Genomic DNA, 18,341 nt, shown 5'->3' with positions numbered 1-18,341 from the left:
AAAATATGCCCTGTGATACCAAGGGATCAGTCTGTCTTCATACTTTCAAGTTTCAGTTATTATTCGGTGCCATAATCTGTTTCAACGACCGAAACATCATCCGGTCCAATGCCTTATAAGGCAGTTTTCGAGCGGCAAACACCAGCAATTTCGCCGTGAAATCAGGCAAATAACGTGTTCTTGGTTTTCTAGCAGTGATTGCTTTTAAAATGAGGTCAGCAATGGTGTCCGGCGTGGTCGAAAAGTTCGAAAAGCCGGAATTTTTGACATAACGGTCAACAATATCGCGGTATGCGGAGTCCGTTGGGGTCTGATCCAATAATTTCTGCGTGGCGATGCCGCCCCATTCTGTTTTTGTGCCACTTGGCTCAACGATGATGACATCAATACCAAAGCGTTTCACTTCCATGCGCAAGGTATCGCTCAAAGCTTCCAACGCGTGTTTGGAGGCGTAGTACCAACCGCCAAGCGGGGAGTAGATCTGACCGCCGATTGAGGAAATATTGATTACTTTGCCAGCGCGTTGGTGCCGCATTGTCGGCAGAACAAGCTGCGTTAAATTCATCAGCCCGAAGACATTCACGTCGAATTGTCGTTTTGCTTCCTCGGGTGACACGTCTTCAAGCGCCCCCTGTGCGCTGTAACCCGCAGAATTCACGATGACATCGATGGTGCTGCTCTGTGCTAAGACGTCAGTAACAAAGACTTGGTTAGAGTTCTGATCAGTGACGTCAAGGGCGTGCACGTGCACACCAATAGCGGCTAAATCCTGCATTTTTTCAACACGGCGAGCCCCGGCAAACACCTCGTAACCTTGTTGATGTAAGCGTTTGGCTGTTGCTTTACCAATTCCAGCGGATGCACCAGTAACAATAGCAGTTTTCATTTATTTTTTCTCCTTTAAATAGTGAACGTTCAGTTATAAAACGGTAAAAACGAAAAGCCTAACTCATTAGGCTTTCATGACTTTCCAACAGAGGGCAACTGCCGTGGTAATTTGGTCCTCGTCCGGTTCAACGTGGTGGCTGTAGGCCACTTTCATCCATGAATTGATTGAATCAAAGGTGAAGGCTACGAGCAGCGGAAATGGTACTTTGGCTAAGGTGCCGGCTTTTTGGCCGGCAGTAACCAACGCTTGAATATCATCGTTGCGGTGCATCATTTCCTGATAAACATTTCGCTCGATAAGTTCCGGGGTATTATTCACAGCATCCATGTATAATGCCTGTTCAGGGTGCGCGAGCAGGGTTTTAACATAGTTCGTAAACAGTTGTTTGAGTTTGGTTTCAATGTCAGTCGCAGGATCGAGATCGACCTTCGTTTGGCTATCAAGGATGTCCTTGGCTTCAACATATATCGAGGTCAGCATATCTTCCTTACTTTCATAAGTGAGATAAATGGTGGCTTGAGACACACCCGCTTTCTTGGCAATTTTAGACATGCTTAGATTCTGATACCCTTCGTTGATGGTGATATCGTACACGGCCTGTTTGACGGCTGCGACTTTGTCCATATCTTTTTTTCGCATGACGTTAATATAACTGAACGTTCAGTTATTGTCAATGAAATAGTCTTAAAATAGTTGTTGAGAAACTGAGTGGGACAAAAAAGGCCGTTTTGCGCCTGCACATAAACGCTCCTAGCTGAAAATCCGTTCGAGATTGTCAGCTAGGAGCGCTTATATGGCCGTGAAAAAGCCGTTTGTCGTATATTTATGTTAGGAATCAAGACGGGCAAAAATGCCAATGATAACGCAAGTCGGATTTTTGCTCCCAGCCTCGGGACGAATCTGAGTTACCGCTTTTCCCGCTTTCCCAAGAACGGTGACACATACATGACGATCAACGCAACAATACCAACCGACCCCAAAACAGTCAGGTCTGTACCAGTCGTTGTTGCGTTCGGCATGTACAGCGTATTAGTGATCATATCCAAAGCAAAGCGAATTGGTGTCCAGCTGTAGACCCAGTTTCTAAAGAAGCTGCTAAGCATTTCAGGCGCGTAGGACAGCACGCCGGTTGACAGTATCCAAACGAGGATGAGCAACGGCCACCCCGCAAAACCGAAGAGGTCGAGCACGCCCGTTTGAAGCAGGTAGAAAATATAGGTGCTAAAGAAGACAATCAGCATGAATTGGCCGGCATCGGGGACGGGAACGCCGTAGCAACCGTGGGCAAGCACGTAAATCGTGCCAGTGATAACGGCGCTGGCAATCAAACCAGTCAGTACTTCACTGTTAATGCTGGCAAGAGACAAACGATTCTTGCCCAGATTCTTGTTTTGGTCCGTTTTTTTGTGTTCCCGCCACAGCAGCAAACTGGAAATCAGGGCGCCAAGCCAAGCGAAGACGGTCATGAGAAATGGCGCCATCCCGCTGACACTCTTATTGGGAATTTTGTTCACAGTTGTAGTGGTGGTCTTTACCGGATTACTGAGGGATTTCCAATTTGCGCTGGAGAGGGCAATACCAGATTTTTGAACGGCACCGGTTAATTTCGCGCCGAGTTTGGTATTGAGTTGAGCCCCCATTTTTGTGAATGCGGTGGTCAGCAAGGTTGCTGCAGAAGTGTTCATCCCCTGGTTAATTTGAAACGATATCCCGGCCTGCTGTGCCGGTTGCTGAAGGGCGGCAGCGAAAGCCTTTTCCTGCGTCTTAACCTTGGTTGTTTTGGCCGCGGCTGGGGTTTTCTTGATAAGCGCTGCGAGTTTCTGCTGCCCAATGAGTGCCTGCAGACGTTTTGTATAGGCAGTGATATTGGCTGAGAAGTTCTTTTTGATGATGACGGCGCCGTAGTATTTCTTGTCGTTATAGCCTTGACGCAGCTGCTTTCGGCTATGAACGACGATCCATTTGATCTTGGTGTTTTTGTCTTTCGGCTGGTACGTTAGATTGTTCTTGATCTGCTGACTAGCTTTGCCGTTGGACTCATCTAGAACCGCAACCGGCAAATTATGGACCTTGATGGTGTTTCTAGCACCGAATTGCGCAACGGAAAATAGCGTCAATACTAAAATAACGGCGCATAAATACAACCAGAACGTTTTTTGCTTGATAATTGCGAACATGATTTCTCCTCCTACTGATACGATTTAATAGGTATTAGTTTAGGTGGAGGCAGCGGACAAAACAATGAACAAAATGCTGACAAACGGCACTTAAGATGACAATAATCGAACACTTGTCGTTTAACCACTCAGTTGTTATAATAATGGTGATTGGAGGGGTTCGATGACTGATTTAAGAGTAAGACGAACCGATCGAGCCATTCAGGATGCTTTTGTGAAACTGGTACTGGCACGAGGATTTGATAGCGTGACGGTCAGCAAGATTGCCAGTGAGGCGATGATCAACCGTCAGACGTTCTACAAACACTATACCGATAAGTATGATTTGGCTGAAAAAATGAGTCAGCAGGTGACTAACGCCTATGAGACTATGTTGAAAGAGCGCGTTGCGTTAGCCAAGAAAAACGTCTCGTTTATCTCGGCATTTAACACACTGTTACCAGATATTCGCCAATTGGTTGCGACCTATCGCAATCAAATTTTAGTATTGCGGGCCATTCATTTAGACCGTTTTGATTTTAACCAAAGTCTCCGCGACCACATGTCGTGGGCTGTGAGCCAAATATTGAATCAGCATCCTAGTGAATTTGAACAGGCAATTCTCGATTCACTATCAATTGGCATGATGAATTACGTCTTAAAAGTTGGAAAATTACCCTCAACAGATGAAATTGAGCGGAGTATTAGTCACGTCCTTAAATTATTTGCTTAAACAAATAACGGCTTCGATTTTCTAAAATCGAAGCCGTTTTTGTGTGACTATGATGCATACAAACAGGTATCGCGGACACAAGTCAATCACTTGTGCAGCAAGCGATGAACTAAGCTAATGCAAAGAATAATGAAGGCCGCAAAAATCAGCAGGTAACCCACGGGCAACAGGAAGAAAAACGGCTCGTGTAAGATGCCGTTGGCGCCGATCCAGGTTGGTGCGAGAAACGCTTCAAACAGGAAACTACCCACACCAAGTAAGAAGACGATGGCAGCCGCTAAATTTAAGCGGGCGCGGTGGGTCTGATTACCATCTTTAAACAATTTTGTTTGCATCGTTTGATCTCCTAAAATTAAAGCATCTAGCGTGACATGAAAAACCTGGGCTATCATCACAACGGTTTCCAGGTCGGGCAGGTTTCGGCCAGTTTCCCAGCTGGAAATCGTTTGCCGGGACACGTGTAGTTTGGCAGCCAGTTCTGCCTGGGTGAGCTGGTGTTGCGTGCGAATCGTTTTGATTTGACGTTTGAAATCCATGAGCGTCCCTCCTACGCTATTCAGTATACGCAAGGTCTGGTTAAAAAGCCCGCTTGCCTGACTGTCATTTGAGCGATTGCGACTGTCTTCGGTATTTCCTGGGAAATAAGGAGATTCTTCCCGGGTAATCATTCTAGTTGGTTTCAGTCATGAACGGTATAAGGATCAAGCTTGTTTTGAAGCAGATAGCTGGTAATGGTTACAATCACTAAAACGCGGTAGAATAGGGGCAACCTATCAGCAAAGGAGCGCTTCGAATGATCCAAACCCTCAGCAAAGTTACCGAACACCAACTAGACACGCTTATGGACATCTGGTTGACCAGCAATCTGCAAGCACATAGTTTTGTTCCCAGTCAGTATTGGCGCTCGCATGAAGCAGAAGTACGGGCAGCGTTGCCGCAAGCAGAACTGACCGTTGCCATGACTGACACTGGCCGCATTGTTGGTTTCGTAGGGGTGCAGAACGGTTACATCGCAGGGGTGTTTGTGGCTGACGAAATGCGCAATCAGCACATTGGCCATCGCCTGCTCATGCACCTGAAACAGCGATATGCCAAACTGACGCTGAGTGTCTTTGAAGCTAACGCTGGGGCAGTCAGGTTTTATGAACGTGAACGATTTGTGATCTCCGCAACCCGCATGGCAGAAGACGTCAAACAAGTTGCGTATGAAATGACTTGGAAGCGAGGCTGACGAAATGACCAAACGCAAACCAACGAAAATACCGATCGATGCGCGATTGCGGACGGCCTATTTGAAGCTATTAGCATCACAACGTTTTGACCAAATCAAGGTTAAGACGCTGATTGCTGAAGCCGGCGTCAGTCACGGCAGTTTTTACCTCTACTATGATTCGGTGTTGGATGTTTTAGAGGACATTGAAGACCAGTTTCTGGAATCGCTGGCGGTGACAAAATACGCTCCACAAACGGTGTATGATGCCAGTCATCCCACTGATGAATTGCTCAACAAACTGACATCGATCACGGCACAAATGCCGACTTTTAAGCGTCTTTTGGGTCCTAATGGCGATCCTTATTTTGAACGTAAAATGAACCAGTTCTTCGATGAAAAATTAACGGAATATTTCAAAAACGCCCCGCAACAACCGCCATTGGAGCAACAGCTGATTCAGCAAGCGGTAGACGGTGCGAGATGGTCACTGTTGAAGTGGTGGTCTCAGCACGACGATGAGTTGTCCACGGCTCAGCTGGCGCAATTTTTGAACCAGTATATGAAAATGATTGTGACATTGACGACCAAGTAGCGTGTTGCGCGGGCTGTCTCTCGGCGTCCGTTTCAGCGATCAAGACGCAGTGCACAAAATGCATGTGCGGTTTTAGTCGTCAAAAATTGGCGTCAGCCTTTTGTGCACCAGAATATAAACGACCCCTCTGAAAATCCAAACTGGCATTCAGAGGGGTCGCTTATATAGATTAAGAGCCGTTTGTCACAAGTTTATGCGCGACAAACGAGTCGTGTTAAGACAGTCATTTTAATGCTATTGATCGTTGATAATGGTTTCATCGGGTATGCTTAGGATTGTTGCTGTGCAGCGATTTGCAAGGCCCCGCCAAGTTCTAATGCAAAGTGGATAGTGTGGCCATCCGCAATGGCCTTAGGCGCATCTTTCGGGCAGAAATAGGATGAAACGATATCCAGTCCGTCTGGTAGCGGTTGAATTTGGTGGATAGCGCCGACATGAATGTTGAAATCATCGTGCTTCAAAAATGTTTCGCCTGCTAAAATACTGGGGTGGTCAGCTAACCGGTCAACATGGACATAGCTTGGAATTTCTTTGCCGCCGGTACCGTACGTCAATGTGGGTTCGCCCAGCATGCCAAAGGTTTCCATGATAGTTTGCGGCTCCTTGGTAATATCACCGGCAAAGTAGTAATGTTCGGGCATGATTTGAAACGGAATATCACCATTTTGAAGGCCACCCATGGCCATTCCAAAACTTGCTGGGTCAATGCCGTGGGCGGTGAGGTGTGTGGTGCCGATCCAGACGCCCTGTTCTTCAATTGGCCGTTGGTTGAACGCATGCCAACGATTGTCTGAATCTATCAAAATGTCCTTAAAAAGGTCTAGCGTTCCTGCTGAACCCATTGCGGTGTGGGTAGCGACTGCTAATGCCAGAACGTCGGCTGGTGTCATCCAATTAAGCTCGATTGGGGTTACCGATTGGCCATCAGATGTTTTTGGCGTGAAACCAAGGTCGATGACCTCATGCAGAAAGTGGAGCGCGCGCTCGTACTTGTAACGATTCAATTGTGTTTCAGTGTAAGTCTCATTGTTGATTTCGATATCTAGTTTGAAGTTTGTCATGTATAAAACCTCTTTTCTTTTTGATAAGTTCATCATAGCGAGTCTGAACCGGGCGTGCTGGAAAGAATTGGACGATGCGTCCATTTTTATGGATGTTTCGAAAAAAAGTGCTAAAAGATAGGGGCTTGCACCCGAGGCATGAAATGTTATAGTTAAATTGTGAATTTTTTTAAGAAGAGAGGGAAACCACATGGCTAAATACACTGTTGAATTAAGCGAAGAAGATTTAAACATGATCAAGGATTGCCACTCAAAGAACCCTTCAATCATGAAAGCAATGAACGAAGCAAAGAAGTCTGAGAAGTAATTTTTGGACGCAAAACACCCACCGAGGCTATCATCTTCGGTGGGTGTTTTTTCTTGTACTGGTAAATCAAGGTTTCACATGAAACATCAACGTTTAAGCCAGCGCAAATATTTGTTCTACGTCAATCACAACCACGGCAGCGTGGTCGAGTTTGCTGCCTTCTAGTGCCTTCTTCGCGAAGTCGTCATCTTCATGTAAGTGCGCGGTACCGTTCACCCGAAAAGCTAAGTGATTCTTCACATCCCAAGCTGCGGCGGCCACGTGGTCGTTCGCCTTTACGTTTGCGTAGGCGTGGTCAAATGTGTACTCAAAGTAGATCAGGTGATTGGCGTCCAGCACGTGAAGTGACCCCTTAGGACCCAGTTGGGGGTGGCCGGTTGTGTCAGATGTTGATAAAAAGACCATTGAATCATTGAAAAATTGTTGTTGTTCGTCAGTTAAGGTGGTGCCGTCTAGTAATTTAGCCATGTTTGGTTGGATCCTTTCTTAGTCAAAACGTGTTTATTTGCTCGTCTATAGTTGTCATTAGAATAACTATACATTCAATTTAGCAAGAAAAATGGCAACAATCAATTTAATGGTACACAATTTATTCGAAATATAAGTATTAATTGGCTAAAAGAGAAGCTCGCTTGCAATAACTTCTTGGTGTTGACGCAAAACAATGGCCAATATTTCGTCAACGGTTTGTTGTTTGCCACTATGCAGCCAGCCATTTAATATGCCTGTTAAAAAACCAACACGAGTTGATACAAAGTAGGTGTAGTCATCATTCGGATGGTACAACCCGATTTGCTCGTAACATTCAAGCACGATATGGGCATTTTGAATAAATACGTTATAGATGATGTCAAGTCGTTCAATTTCAAGTAGCGTTTCCCACGCCTTTACGTTTTTGGGGGATAAGATACTCGTCAATACATATCGCAGTAAACTGCTAGTTTCGTCGTTTGGTTTAAAAGCAGCGACATAATTGGTGAGTGCATCCCGCATGTGTTTAGTGCACTGCCAGGTTAAAATATCGATGGTGTCATCGAAATGTCGGTAGAAGATTGTCCGGCCAACAGTAGATTCCCGGGAAAGGTCAGATACTGTTATTTGATTGAAATGTTTCGTGTCTAAAAGCGTCATCAGACCATTATAAAGCAGCTGTGCTGACCGTTGTGCACGAATGTCGTCTTTAATGTGAAACATAAGTCCTCCTTTTGTCATACAAGTCTCAGAACTATTGTGCGGCAACCAAGCATATGGTAAAAATAGTTTATGGAACAAATGAACCATAAGTAACATGTGTATCATATCAGGTGACGACAACAACTGTCAATAATAGGAGGATATAACAATGTCAAACAAAGACACGCATTTAAAAGAGACTTACGTTCAAGACTGGGATCGGTTAAGGGCACAACATTTGATTGCTCGCAATGCATTAGAAAATGCTGGGAAATTAGAATTTAAGCGATACAGTTCAGCTAAATGGGCCGATTTTGTTGTAAGTGACCGAGGTGTTATGACAGCGAAGGTTCAACATGATGATGTGAAGGGCGTTACACCGGAAATGATTCAGTGGTTCTTCGAGCATTTAGGATGTGTGACCACGTGGAATGGGATTGATTTTTCTGGTCCAGCTGTGTCAATTTACCACCTTTGGCATCACCGAGATCATGTCGCTGTTACACCGCTAACAGACGTAAATGGGCAGCGTAACCTTGGCTTCCTCGAGGGTGGAAAATCAAAGATTCACGAGTTGACTAACGAAGTGAATGATGTGATTTACTATGAAATGGAAACGATAGAACTCAACACACATACCTTCACATTTAATGTAATGAAAAATGGTAAAGCAACCGGTCATGTGAAGCACGTTTATGCACCAGCAGATGATGGCTGTACGTTCTACGCAGAAACGGCTGTTGGAACTGAAACTGGGAATGAGATTTTCAATAAGACGATTGTGCCCAAACTATATTCAAAAGAGGCTGGTATGCAGTGGATTGCTCACAACATTCAAGAAACCGGACGGATGCAAGATATCTTACCGGTTCTATATGCTCATCAGGACAAAGTCTATTATGATGCAGACCTCATCAAGTTTGATTAGTAATTAAGAATACACATTGTCTGTGAAAACACTATGATCTTTGATATACTATGAGAAATCGTATCAGCAAATAAGGAGCGTGATCATGATGCAAAACGGACAAGCAAAATTTCTAGCTTTCATTGACGCCGCGGTGGATGATGCTAATCAGGGTAAGGCACATGCGTTACTTCAGGAGAGCTTCAAAGCCCAGCAAGCTGGGACCTTTGACTATCAGGCATATCTTGACATGAAAGATGACCTGCTGGCACTTGTTAAGCCAGACCAAAAAGATCAGGTCGAGGCAGCAATGAATCAGTTCGGTGACCAATTAAAAAAGGGGTAAACAAAAACGACTAGCCGAGACGGCTGGTCGTTTTTAGTTGCGGGAAATTAAGGTTTCACATGAAACATTTTGTTAAAACAACAGGTAATACAGACCGCTTAACCCAATGAATCCGTAAATCAGCGGTTTTATCGTGGTTAAATTCCACCGCATTGACAACCGATTTGCAATCATCGTTCCAAAGGTGGCTGCAACCATTCCAGCGAGGATATACGGGATATCGGTAACGCCCAGAATACCGTTTGCCACTCGAACGCCTGCGATGTAGAACGCATCGATGAGGAAAAAGCCCTGGATATTGGCGATATATTCCGGCATTGTTTTTGATAGTGACAGAAAGTAGAGTGCCATCAGCGGACCGCCAATGCCAAACAGGCCGTTGAAGAAACCGGAAATGATCATAAAACAGATACCAATCAGCAGCGGGTATTTGTGTTCACCAGCACTTTTCGACAGGGTGAAGTACAGGCAAAGCGCCACCAGCAAGCCACCCAGCATCAGCCGTAAAACGTGGGTATCAAGCACGCTGCCTAAATGGACTGACCAGGTTGCCACCGCGGCGTAGATGATAAACGGGCCGATTACTCGCTTAAGGTCGAAATAATGGCGGTAACGGATGGTTTGAACCAGAACACTTGCCAGCATAATAACGCCGCCGATTCCCGCAGCCTGTTGCATGGGCAGGACCGACGGGAAAAAGATCATCATGATAATGACCGCGCCAAATCCCGTCAATCCCTGCACTAGGCCAGCGAGCAACGCCGGCAAAATAATGAATAGCCAGATCATGGTGACTGGCCTCCTTTATGTAATAGTCGTTATCTATCTAGTTTGGCGGATTAACGGGAGCGTGTCAATGTAGAATTGCAAAATTACAGCCGCTGTTAGTGATAGTTATTTGTAATCATCAAAAAGCCGGTATTAGGCTAATTGGCCTAAACCGGTTTTTTTGTTGTCGTGAGTTGTTTACGGTAAATTTGCAACGTTGTTCCGGTCCATTTTTTAAACGCTCGTGAAAACGAGCTGGGTTCCACGTATCCGACCAAGTAAGCGATGTCGGTCGTGGTTAGCGTTGCATCGTGCAGATAATTAATGGCCAGTAATTTTTGTACGGTCTGTACCTGTTGCTTGAAGGTGGTATTTTCCGCGCTTAGATTACGTTGCAGTGTTCGCTGACTGACGCCGAGTGTCTGTGCCACATCCTGAGTGGTGAACTGGCCGCTGGGAATGGCTTTGAACAGTGTCTTTTTTACTTCGTTGGTGAACTGCTGCTGGCTGTTCATCTCGCCTAACTGTCGGTTGAATTCCGGTTCCAAATACTGCCACATCACGTTATTTTGCGTTTGAAATGGCGCACTTAAATCGGCGGCATTGAATGCGAGTTGATTGCCGTGTGTCACTTGATCGCCATGCAGACCGAACTGGTTCTCGACTAGCCGACCATAGGCATAGGGACCCGTGAGCAACGTTGGGGTTATCCGTTTGCCGCTGCCGGTTCGCAAGACGCTGAGAATGAGTAATTGTTCGTTAAGAATCGAGAACCGTGGTAGTTCCTGTTGCGGATAAACGAAGGAAATTTCGATCTGCACTTGGTTGCCCAATTCTTGAACATTGAACTTGATTGGCCCCGCCAGTTTTTTGTAGGTGGCCAGTCGTTTCAGGGCAGCCAGTCCGTCCGGTGCACACAGTGCCGCAAAGAACGGCGGCATGAAGGCGTTAATACGGTTCACGTCGCTAAGCGCAACGAGCTGCTCATCCGTCAGTGCATCCGACAAGGCTGACAAGAGCTGGTAATACTGCTGGTCGGACACGTCCAGTTCCTCACGCCAGAGTTGGTTGGCGATACCCGCTTGTTGGAGAATGGCAGGGAAGTCAATGCTGCTGGATTGCAGGAAGGATTGGAATTGTTTTGGAACGGCTACTTTCATGGATGGGGACTCCTTTCTTAGGTCGGTGTTGGTTTGGGTATATTTTAGTCTTTATTTTGGGATTGTTGGTGGCGAGTGCTTGGGCTTGGGGTTTTTATATTGCGGAGACATGTTTGTAAGGCAAGGTTGCAGTGGGCGATGCTTTTGGTGCTGATTTTGGAATTTAGATTTCTTTCTTTTGTTTTTGAGATGTTCTTGCGACCTGGGTCTCTTTTAGATAGTCGAAATGTGTTCCGTCCCTTAAACGCCTTACGCCACACTCACTAGGATGCCCGCATCATCATCCAATCAAACACTCTGGTTGGCAACACCGTGTGCAGGAAGACCAGTGGTTTTGCGCCCATTCCGATTAGGTACCGGGTTCTTGGGCGACGGGCGTTCACTGCCTTACTCATTGTGTTGGCGATGATCTTTGGGTTGGACATCAGATTTGAACCGTATTGCTTGCGCATGCCGGCAGCCGTTTTCTCAGCGTATTGTTCGTAGGCACCGCCCTTGGCTGATGCAGCGAGGTGGTCCGCTGCGATGAAGCCCCAGTCCGTTTTGATGCCACCAGGTTCGATGATGCTGACGTCGATACCGAAGTTGCTGACTTCCATCCGCAGGGCGTCACTGAAGGCTTCCAGCGCGTATTTTGTGGCGTGGTACCAAGCGCCGAAATAAGTGGTGATTCGACCGCCCATTGATGATGTGTTGATAATGCGGCCGCTGTGTTGTTTGCGCATGTAAGGCAGGACGGCCTGCGTTAACCGCGCCACGCCTAATAGATTGACGTCGAGCTGCTTTTGAGCTTCTTCAATGGTCACGTCTTCGACCGCGCCGTATGACCCGTAGCCGGCATTGTTGATTAAAACGTCGATGCGACCCTGTTCTGCAATGATTTGTGAAACGGCTGTCTGCACTGATGCTTCGTCGGTGACGTCAAGTTTCAATGGCTTAACGCCCTCATTTGCGAGTGCCTGGATCTTATCAACACGGCGGGCTGCACCGTAAACCGTGTGGCCTTGTTCTGCAAGTTGTGCTGCTGCTTGATACCCGATACCGCTGCTGGCGCCTGTAATTAAAATAACTGTCATGTGAATGGCCTCCTAATGGCTTGTTGTTTGATTGAATGACATTAGTATAGCCAGAATCCGGGTTTGGTTGAATGTTCAAACGCGCCAATCATTTGTCAGTTCGCGCCACATGAAACTAAACGATATCGCCGAGGTGGATCGCAATGCGTTCCGCAACATCGCCCATTTCTTCAGGCGTGGTGGCAGCATTATCCATCAGCCACTGGTTTAACAGGTTCCAGATGCCACCGGCTGCAAAGGCGAAAGTGTATGTGTCGTTTTTTGGTAACAGCACGGCTAGCAAACTCTTTTGGACGCCAGTTGTCAGCTGGGTGAGCAGGTGTGGCATTAAGTTGTTTGATTGTAAGTTGAGCAGAAACTCACGTTGCGGCACGCAGGCCGTAAAGAAAATAAGAACGACTTCGCGAAAACGGTGTGGACGTGCATTGCTAATCGTTGTGATCATCTCATTGACCTGCGCTTCAATGGCGTGGTCGAGAAGGGCATCGATCGTGTCGAAGTGTCGGTAAAATGTGCGTCGCGATAATCCAGACCGGTTGGCGATGGCACTAATGCTGATGTTCTTATATGGTCTTTGCTGCATAAGCTGTAACAGTGCTTCAGTCAACCAGGCCACGCTTTGGTCGACCTGCTGAACGCGCTTGATGGGTTTATCTGTCACAATTTGACCTCCTTTGTGGCACTTAGCTTGATATGACTGGTGTTTGATGACAGCCTCAGTATAATGAAATCTGTTAAGTGTTACAAGTGTGACAGAAAAGTTCAACGAAATGCAAGGGTGGGGTGACACATCAGCGAGTGGTGGTCTGGATTTCGTCGCCAATCAACGCACGATTTGACCCGCAATACCCGTTAAAAATCGGCGAATAAAGCAAGGGAGTGTGACACAAATGAAATTAGTGATTAATTACTGGTATCGTTTCGGCGCAGCGGCTCTGGTCTGTCTTGGGATCGTCCTCGCTGTTCGCCGGCCGGCTTTCTCGGAAATTCAGTGGCTGTTGGTTTTTAACTTAATGGCGCTATTGGCGCATCAGGTTGAAGAGTATCAGTTTCCCGGCGGCGCCCCGCTCATTATTAACCGGGTCGTTTATGATGAACGGGAACTAACGGATCGTTATCCGGGAAATAGTCTCTCGATTTGTTTGGTCAATACCAGCGCTTGGATCATCTATGGCACCAGTATCTTCTTACCGCATATTTACTGGTTTGGCTTAGGTGTAATGATGTTTAGTTTGTTTCAGATTTTAGGGCACTTAGTTGAAATGAATCTCAAGTTGAAAGTGTGGTATAACCCGGGACTGGTCACGACATTATTTCTGTTCCTGCCAATCGGATGGCGTTACATTGCACTCGTCAGCACGCGTCATCTACTTTCAGGGTGGGACTGGGTCTTTGGTGTTTTAACGCTTGTTGCCTGCATTGGCATTACGATCGTTGCACCCGTACAGAGCCTCAAAAACAAACATACACCCTACATCATCAGCTCTTGGCAAGTTCGCCGATTCCACCAAGTGACGGCATTTGCCAGCCTGAGTAAGAAGAAAAAAGGAGGGCACTAACATGATGAAGTCGATTATTCGTCACTGGTATGAACTCGCTGTTTTCGTTGCCGGTATTGTGGGTGTCGTTCTCGCTATTGGGCAGTGGAATTTACTGCAGACAACTATTTTGGCAAGCTTATTGATCATCCACCTGCACTTTTTTGAAGAAATGGGCTTCCCAGGCGGTTTTCCGTGGCTCGGCATCAACGTTGAACTGCATATAGATGAACGTGATGCAACAAAATGGGATTTGAACCAACTATCAACACTGTGGGGAAATGAATGGTTTGCCGTACTAGTTTGCCTAGTACCGCTCTTCTTGCCGCAGTGGCACTGGCTGTCGTTGGCAGCGGTGATTTTTGCCTTCGCAGAACTCGCGATGCATTTAATTTACTTTCCGCTGTCCTTAAAATTACTGTACAACCCCGGGTTCTTTACTGCGGTCTTTGGCCTGACACCGATCATCATCAACTACATCGTCCGTGCACCAATGACACGGCTGTATCACTGGTCGGATTTGGTGTTGGCAATCGTCTGGATCATCTTCAACTATTGGATGGCCTTTCGAGGACCAGTTTATAAAAAATTGGGGGCGATGAAGCAGTACTCATTCACGGCAGAGGAAGTCAACAAGGCCCAGCGATACATGGATCAAGTTAAGAAAAATGATGCACGCAAGGTATAAGTATTAGAATTCAGTGTTTCATATGAAACATCACAAAAACCACGGTGCGTACAACACGCACCGTGGTTTTTAATTACCCTAAATTAGCTTCCAACCGTTTCAAAAACACTTGTGCCACAGGCGACAACGGTTGTTCTTTCGACCAAACTACAGTAATTGGCTCAGCTAATTCTGGTTTCAGGGGGCGAAAAGTCAGTGGTGACTCCGTGTCGGTATTTACCAGATTAGCAAACCCTAGCACGTAACTGCCGCCATTGGTCACCATCAGGGTTGCGTTGAAAATGAGATTATAGGTACCGGTAATCGTGATTTGGTTGGCGACGTTACGCCACCAATCTTGAAAAAAATCGCGTTGCAACGCTTGTTCAGAGACCATCAGCGGCAGTCCCACTAGGTCGTTAGGCGCAATGAATTTTTGTTGTGCAAGTGGTGCTGCTTTCGGCATGATAATGCCCCACCTGTCAACTTCAGGCAGTTTTAACGCCCCATATTGTTTGAGTTGGCGACGCCCCATAATGACCCCAAAGTCCAAACGACCGTCCGCTAACTGGGCCTCAATGGCGGCAGCGTCTCCGCTATGCAGATGGACCGTCACGGCAGGATAATCCTGTTGTAACTGGGCAACTAGATCCATTATACGTTGCATACCGCGGCTTTCACCGGCACCGATGTCCAGTGAACCGGAAATGACAGTTTGATCAGTCTGAAGATTTTGCTCGGTTTTGTCGACCAGCGCAATAATCGCGTTAGCTCGTTTGAGCAGGTAGCGGCCCTTATCCGTTAACGTGATCTCACGTGACCCGCGGATGAAGAGCCGGCTTCCCGTTTCAGTTTCTAAGTCGCTGATTTGTCGCGACAAGGTGGGCTGGGACAGATGGAGTCGTTTAGCGGCCCCCGAAATCGTTTTGACTTCGGCAACTGCCACGAAATACCGTAAGACACGAATTTCCAAGTTAATCATCTCCATAGTTTTTAAGCATACTATACCATGTAACATAAGTATTTTACATAATAGAGACTCGCCCGTATACTTCTTACCAATGAGAAAGCAGGTGACAAACATGCAGGAAATGACACGAGTGGATATGCAGCAGCTACGTGACTTGCAGCCGGTGATCGATCAGAATCAACGATTGCTGCAGCACTTGAATACAATGCCGCATAAACCGTGCGAGAGCCGTCAGCTGATTAGTGAAATCATTGGTCAGCCGGTCAGTGCAGACACCGAGATCCGGTTACCGTTTTACAGTGATTTTGGCCATCATATTCAAATTGGGACCGGGGTATTTATCAATGCTAACGTGACTATGGTTGATCTCGGTGGCATTACGATTGAAGATTCGGCACTGATTGGTCCGGGGACATCACTGATTACCGTTAATCACCAAATAGATCCGAAACATCGGCGTGAATTAAACATTAGTCCGATTCATGTGAAACGTAATGCGTGGGTTGGCGCAAATGTGACAGTTCTGCCTGGTGTGACCATTGGCGAAAACGCCGTGGTTGGTGCTGGTGCTGTCGTGACGCGGGATGTTCCTGCTCACGCTGTTGTGGTGGGTGTGCCCGCCAAGGTTGTTGACCATATTTGAAAGGATGTTTTGAAATGAGTATTAAAATAAAGTTGTTGTTATTGCGGGTGCCTCAAGTGGCATCGGCGCCGCTACCGCTAAACTATTAGCAAGCAAGGGTGCCAAAGTTGTTTTAGGGGCGCGGCGTGAAGACCGTTTAAAGGCACTTGCTGAGGAAATTGGCACCAACGCCAGTTACCACGTGACGGACGTTACTGACCGAAATCAGGTGCACGATCTGATTCAGTTAGCCGTTGATCAATTTGGTCGGGTGGATGTTTTGTATAACAATGCCGGGACAATGCCCCAGGGCAATCTCAGCGACCGGGAATATGATAAGTGGCAGATGATGCTCAATGTGAATATCATGGGTGTTCTCAATGGCATCGGCGAAGTGTTGCCAGTGATGCAAAAACAACATGATGGGTTGATCATCAGCACTGATTCAGTTGCCGGCCACGTGGTCTACCCCGCTTCGGCTGTGTACAATGGCACGAAATACGCTGTTCGGGCCATCATGGAAGGGTTACGGCAAGAAGAAAAGGGCCACGGTATTCGGTCGACAATTGTATCGCCTGGGGCTGTCCGGACTGAACTGGTGAATACCATCGGCAATCCCGAGATCACTAAGGGAATCAGTGCCTTGATGAGCGCGGATGACAGCCAAGCGCTGGCGTTGAATCCTGAAGACATTGCTAACGCAGTGTTATACGCCATCGACCAACCCAAACACGTCGCAATTTCAGAGGTCATCGTTCGGCCTGCCGAACAGGAAGTCTAATCAGAACGCGATAAGGACGCCTTAGCACTTTCTTTCGCAGAAGCTTTTATCAGGCTGCGCTTCAAAATACGCGGCAACCAATCCTGGGAATTCGGTGTTTCATATGAAACATTTTCTTTAGCTGGTGGGCGCCGACTGTGCAAAAATTAACCACTGATTTTAAGGTTGGTTACAACAATAAGCGGTACAATCGGTACAAAGAGTAAAGTTGGTCACATGTGTCGATACTGGCCAACTTTTAACTAGGAGGGTTCACATGGCAAGAAAAGAGGTAGCGGTCGTTCTGGGTGGCGGCGGCGTCACGGGCATCGCGTGGGAAAGTGGTATTATTGCGAGTTTAAAGGCCATGGGAATCTATTTGTGGCAAGCGGACATGATTCTTGGCACCTCCGCTGGGTCGTTTGTCGGTGCCGCGCTTGCGAGTGGTTATGATATGCAGCGGTACTATGATCATCAGCGCGTGGTCAACACGGATGAGAAAACGGGTGTCGCGTCGAAGGAGATCATCCTGTCGTGGCGCGACGCGTTTATCGAAGGCGGGACGGATGCCGAAGCAATCGAACGGGCGATGGGTAATATTTAAAAAACCAGGCAGCCGCAAATTACATTGGCTGAACGCAAGGCCGTGGCTGAATCACGACTGGAAACGCTGGATTTTCCCGACCATTACGGCGCTGTCTCTGTCGATCGTGATACAGGTCAGACCCACGTCCTAACGAAGGACAGCGGGGTTTCTCTCGTTGAAGCAACCTGCGCCAGTGGTGCCGTCCCCGGTGTCTGGCCCAGCATCTCCTTTAACGGTATTGACTGGATCGATGGTGGGATGGTGTCCTCTGCCAATCCAATGCTGGCAAAGGACTATCGCAAGGTGCTGGTCATTGCACCGTTACCAAAGGGGTACGGGCAAATGCCAAGCACTCAAGAAGAAGTGGCTGAATTGTCGAAAACATCCAGGACCTTCCTTTTTGTTCCGGATGACCATACTAAAGCAGTTGTCGGTAAAGGCATCTATGACGCTGACCGAGCACCCGCAAGCGGTCAAACCGGCTGGGATCAGGCATTAACGGTTAAAAATGACGTTTTAGACTTTTGGAATGCTTAGACAATGTTTCATATGAAACACCTATTGGCCAGCGTTGTCCCTTAAAACAAGGATATAAATCAAATGAGGCTGGGTTTAACCGGTCCGATTACTGATAGACTGGCCTAAACTTATTGTTTTAGTGCTTCTGGGTTATATCTGACCCAAAACGTGCAACTCACGGCCATATAAAAAGACCCCAACGACACGCCCATTTGGGCTTTTAGTTGGGGTCTTTTTATGGTCTGATAATTAGCCGTCCTGCGACCCGTTTTACATAAATTAAACCGTTTTACGCATA

21 protein-coding genes and 1 pseudogene are annotated in these 18,341 nt (G+C 46.9%); 10 read left to right on the top strand and 12 right to left on the bottom strand.

Annotated features, from left to right (window positions below; translation table 11 throughout):
- Nucleotides 1-52: 52 nt before the first annotated feature.
- The 3 genes from FC82_RS11570 to FC82_RS11560 all read right to left on the bottom strand — a co-directional run bounded on the left by FC82_RS11570 (nt 53) and on the right by FC82_RS11560 (nt 3,066).
- The gene (locus FC82_RS11570; protein ID WP_056997075.1) at nt 53-886 is read right to left on the bottom strand and encodes an oxidoreductase; all 834 of its coding nucleotides are present in this window, start codon (nt 884-886) and stop codon (nt 53-55) included.
- 66 nt (nt 887-952) lie between these two features.
- Nucleotides 953-1,528, bottom strand: a complete 576-nt coding sequence (locus FC82_RS11565; protein ID WP_082620347.1) for a TetR/AcrR family transcriptional regulator — start codon at nt 1,526-1,528, stop codon at nt 953-955.
- Nucleotides 1,529-1,794: 266 nt separating this feature from the next.
- Nucleotides 1,795-3,066, bottom strand: a complete 1,272-nt coding sequence (locus FC82_RS11560) for a YhgE/Pip domain-containing protein (RefSeq protein WP_056997073.1) — start codon at nt 3,064-3,066, stop codon at nt 1,795-1,797.
- A 163-nt stretch (nt 3,067-3,229) separates the two neighbouring features.
- Between FC82_RS11560 and FC82_RS11555 the strand changes: the two genes are divergently transcribed.
- A complete protein-coding gene (locus FC82_RS11555) occupies nt 3,230-3,778 on the top strand; it encodes a TetR/AcrR family transcriptional regulator (protein WP_056997072.1) in 549 nt (182 codons plus the stop codon).
- Between the two features lie 86 nt (nt 3,779-3,864).
- Here the strand turns inward: FC82_RS11555 and FC82_RS11550 are convergent, their stop codons facing one another.
- Nucleotides 3,865-4,314 carry a helix-turn-helix domain-containing protein gene (locus FC82_RS11550; protein WP_054760370.1) on the bottom strand — a complete coding sequence of 150 codons (450 nt, stop codon included), beginning with the start codon at nt 4,312-4,314 and terminating at the stop codon, nt 3,865-3,867.
- 257 nt (nt 4,315-4,571) lie between these two features.
- Here FC82_RS11550 and FC82_RS11545 point away from each other — a divergent pair, with 257 nt between their 5' ends.
- Nucleotides 4,572-5,009 carry a GNAT family N-acetyltransferase gene (locus FC82_RS11545; protein ID WP_054760372.1) on the top strand — a complete coding sequence of 146 codons (438 nt, stop codon included), beginning with the start codon at nt 4,572-4,574 and terminating at the stop codon, nt 5,007-5,009.
- 4 nt (nt 5,010-5,013) lie between these two features.
- Nucleotides 5,014-5,583: a TetR/AcrR family transcriptional regulator gene (locus FC82_RS11540; RefSeq protein WP_054760374.1), complete on the top strand. Its 570-nt coding sequence runs from the start codon at nt 5,014-5,016 to the stop codon at nt 5,581-5,583.
- 269 nt (nt 5,584-5,852) lie between these two features.
- Here the strand turns inward: FC82_RS11540 and FC82_RS11535 are convergent, their stop codons facing one another.
- From FC82_RS11535 to FC82_RS11525, 3 genes are all read right to left on the bottom strand, one after another.
- Nucleotides 5,853-6,644, bottom strand: coding sequence for a hypothetical protein (locus tag FC82_RS11535; protein ID WP_054760375.1), 792 nt, complete (start codon nt 6,642-6,644; stop codon nt 5,853-5,855).
- Nucleotides 6,645-7,044: 400 nt separating this feature from the next.
- Nucleotides 7,045-7,419, bottom strand: coding sequence for a pyridoxamine 5'-phosphate oxidase family protein (locus FC82_RS11530; protein WP_054760377.1), 375 nt, complete (start codon nt 7,417-7,419; stop codon nt 7,045-7,047).
- Between the two features lie 147 nt (nt 7,420-7,566).
- Entirely contained in the window at nt 7,567-8,145 is a 579-nt protein-coding gene (locus FC82_RS11525; protein WP_056997071.1) for a TetR/AcrR family transcriptional regulator, read from the bottom strand.
- Nucleotides 8,146-8,293: 148 nt separating this feature from the next.
- Here FC82_RS11525 and FC82_RS11520 point away from each other — a divergent pair, with 148 nt between their 5' ends.
- Both FC82_RS11520 and FC82_RS11515 read left to right on the top strand, forming a co-directional pair.
- Complete coding sequence (locus FC82_RS11520; RefSeq protein ID WP_054760381.1) at nt 8,294-9,052, top strand: hypothetical protein; 759 nt, start codon at nt 8,294-8,296, stop codon at nt 9,050-9,052.
- Between the two features lie 85 nt (nt 9,053-9,137).
- On the top strand, nt 9,138-9,377 hold the full coding sequence (locus tag FC82_RS11515) for a hypothetical protein (RefSeq protein ID WP_056997070.1): 240 nt from the start codon (nt 9,138-9,140) through the stop codon (nt 9,375-9,377).
- A 72-nt stretch (nt 9,378-9,449) separates the two neighbouring features.
- Here FC82_RS11515 and FC82_RS11510 read toward each other — a convergent pair whose 3' ends face one another.
- The 4 genes from FC82_RS11510 to FC82_RS11495 form a co-directional block, all read right to left on the bottom strand.
- Nucleotides 9,450-10,166, bottom strand: a complete 717-nt coding sequence (locus FC82_RS11510; protein ID WP_054760385.1) for a sulfite exporter TauE/SafE family protein — start codon at nt 10,164-10,166, stop codon at nt 9,450-9,452.
- 146 nt (nt 10,167-10,312) lie between these two features.
- Nucleotides 10,313-11,305 carry an AraC family transcriptional regulator gene (locus tag FC82_RS11505; RefSeq protein WP_056997069.1) on the bottom strand — a complete coding sequence of 331 codons (993 nt, stop codon included), beginning with the start codon at nt 11,303-11,305 and terminating at the stop codon, nt 10,313-10,315.
- A 263-nt stretch (nt 11,306-11,568) separates the two neighbouring features.
- A complete protein-coding gene (locus FC82_RS11500) occupies nt 11,569-12,381 on the bottom strand; it encodes an oxidoreductase (protein ID WP_056997068.1) in 813 nt (270 codons plus the stop codon).
- A 115-nt stretch (nt 12,382-12,496) separates the two neighbouring features.
- Nucleotides 12,497-13,042, bottom strand: coding sequence for a TetR/AcrR family transcriptional regulator (locus FC82_RS11495; RefSeq protein WP_054760386.1), 546 nt, complete (start codon nt 13,040-13,042; stop codon nt 12,497-12,499).
- A gap of 229 nt (nt 13,043-13,271) precedes the next feature.
- Between FC82_RS11495 and FC82_RS11490 the strand changes: the two genes are divergently transcribed.
- Nucleotides 13,272-13,940, top strand: coding sequence for an HXXEE domain-containing protein (locus FC82_RS11490; RefSeq protein WP_056997067.1), 669 nt, complete (start codon nt 13,272-13,274; stop codon nt 13,938-13,940).
- Between the two features lies 1 nt (nt 13,941).
- Nucleotides 13,942-14,607, top strand: coding sequence for an HXXEE domain-containing protein (locus tag FC82_RS11485; RefSeq protein WP_235809230.1), 666 nt, complete (start codon nt 13,942-13,944; stop codon nt 14,605-14,607).
- 73 nt (nt 14,608-14,680) lie between these two features.
- Here FC82_RS11485 and FC82_RS11480 read toward each other — a convergent pair whose 3' ends face one another.
- Nucleotides 14,681-15,568, bottom strand: a complete 888-nt coding sequence (locus FC82_RS11480) for a LysR family transcriptional regulator (RefSeq protein WP_235809229.1) — start codon at nt 15,566-15,568, stop codon at nt 14,681-14,683.
- Nucleotides 15,569-15,668: 100 nt separating this feature from the next.
- Here FC82_RS11480 and FC82_RS11475 point away from each other — a divergent pair, with 100 nt between their 5' ends.
- From FC82_RS11475 to FC82_RS17405, 3 genes and pseudogenes are all read left to right on the top strand, one after another.
- A complete protein-coding gene (locus FC82_RS11475) occupies nt 15,669-16,199 on the top strand; it encodes a DapH/DapD/GlmU-related protein (protein ID WP_235809228.1) in 531 nt (176 codons plus the stop codon).
- A gap of 40 nt (nt 16,200-16,239) precedes the next feature.
- A complete protein-coding gene (locus tag FC82_RS11470; protein WP_056997066.1) occupies nt 16,240-16,959 on the top strand; it encodes an SDR family oxidoreductase in 720 nt (239 codons plus the stop codon).
- Between the two features lie 256 nt (nt 16,960-17,215).
- Nucleotides 17,216-18,061, top strand: a pseudogene (locus FC82_RS17405) (patatin-like phospholipase family protein).
- The last annotated feature ends 280 nt before the right edge of the window (nt 18,062-18,341 follow it).

The organism is Secundilactobacillus collinoides DSM 20515 = JCM 1123 (genome assembly GCF_001435975.1).
Classification (GTDB): Bacteria; Bacillota; Bacilli; order Lactobacillales; family Lactobacillaceae; genus Secundilactobacillus; species Secundilactobacillus collinoides.
This window is presented reverse-complemented; position numbering and strand designations above follow the sequence as displayed.

What these genes read in the sequence shown, in the direction of transcription:
- FC82_RS11570 (WP_056997075.1), bottom strand. Translation starts at nt 886, where the DNA reads ATGAAAACTGCTATTGTTACTGGTGCATCCGCTGGAATTGGTAAAGCA.
- FC82_RS11510 (WP_054760385.1), bottom strand. Translation starts at nt 10,166, where the DNA reads ATGATCTGGCTATTCATTATTTTGCCGGCGTTGCTCGCTGGCCTAGTG.
- FC82_RS11535 (WP_054760375.1), bottom strand. Translation starts at nt 6,644, where the DNA reads ATGACAAACTTCAAACTAGATATCGAAATCAACAATGAGACTTACACT.
- FC82_RS11560 (WP_056997073.1), bottom strand. Translation starts at nt 3,066, where the DNA reads ATGTTCGCAATTATCAAGCAAAAAACGTTCTGGTTGTATTTATGCGCC.
- FC82_RS11525 (WP_056997071.1), bottom strand. Translation starts at nt 8,145, where the DNA reads ATGTTTCACATTAAAGACGACATTCGTGCACAACGGTCAGCACAGCTG.
- FC82_RS11505 (WP_056997069.1), bottom strand. Translation starts at nt 11,305, where the DNA reads ATGAAAGTAGCCGTTCCAAAACAATTCCAATCCTTCCTGCAATCCAGC.
- FC82_RS11485 (WP_235809230.1), top strand. Translation starts at nt 13,942, where the DNA reads ATGATGAAGTCGATTATTCGTCACTGGTATGAACTCGCTGTTTTCGTT.
- FC82_RS11530 (WP_054760377.1), bottom strand. Translation starts at nt 7,419, where the DNA reads ATGGCTAAATTACTAGACGGCACCACCTTAACTGACGAACAACAACAA.
- FC82_RS11515 (WP_056997070.1), top strand. Translation starts at nt 9,138, where the DNA reads ATGATGCAAAACGGACAAGCAAAATTTCTAGCTTTCATTGACGCCGCG.
- FC82_RS11500 (WP_056997068.1), bottom strand. Translation starts at nt 12,381, where the DNA reads ATGACAGTTATTTTAATTACAGGCGCCAGCAGCGGTATCGGGTATCAA.
- FC82_RS11545 (WP_054760372.1), top strand. Translation starts at nt 4,572, where the DNA reads ATGATCCAAACCCTCAGCAAAGTTACCGAACACCAACTAGACACGCTT.
- FC82_RS11550 (WP_054760370.1), bottom strand. Translation starts at nt 4,314, where the DNA reads ATGGATTTCAAACGTCAAATCAAAACGATTCGCACGCAACACCAGCTC.
- FC82_RS11520 (WP_054760381.1), top strand. Translation starts at nt 8,294, where the DNA reads ATGTCAAACAAAGACACGCATTTAAAAGAGACTTACGTTCAAGACTGG.
- FC82_RS11565 (WP_082620347.1), bottom strand. Translation starts at nt 1,528, where the DNA reads ATGCGAAAAAAAGATATGGACAAAGTCGCAGCCGTCAAACAGGCCGTG.
- FC82_RS11555 (WP_056997072.1), top strand. Translation starts at nt 3,230, where the DNA reads ATGACTGATTTAAGAGTAAGACGAACCGATCGAGCCATTCAGGATGCT.
- FC82_RS11490 (WP_056997067.1), top strand. Translation starts at nt 13,272, where the DNA reads ATGAAATTAGTGATTAATTACTGGTATCGTTTCGGCGCAGCGGCTCTG.
- FC82_RS11540 (WP_054760374.1), top strand. Translation starts at nt 5,014, where the DNA reads ATGACCAAACGCAAACCAACGAAAATACCGATCGATGCGCGATTGCGG.
- FC82_RS11475 (WP_235809228.1), top strand. Translation starts at nt 15,669, where the DNA reads ATGCAGGAAATGACACGAGTGGATATGCAGCAGCTACGTGACTTGCAG.
- FC82_RS11480 (WP_235809229.1), bottom strand. Translation starts at nt 15,568, where the DNA reads ATGATTAACTTGGAAATTCGTGTCTTACGGTATTTCGTGGCAGTTGCC.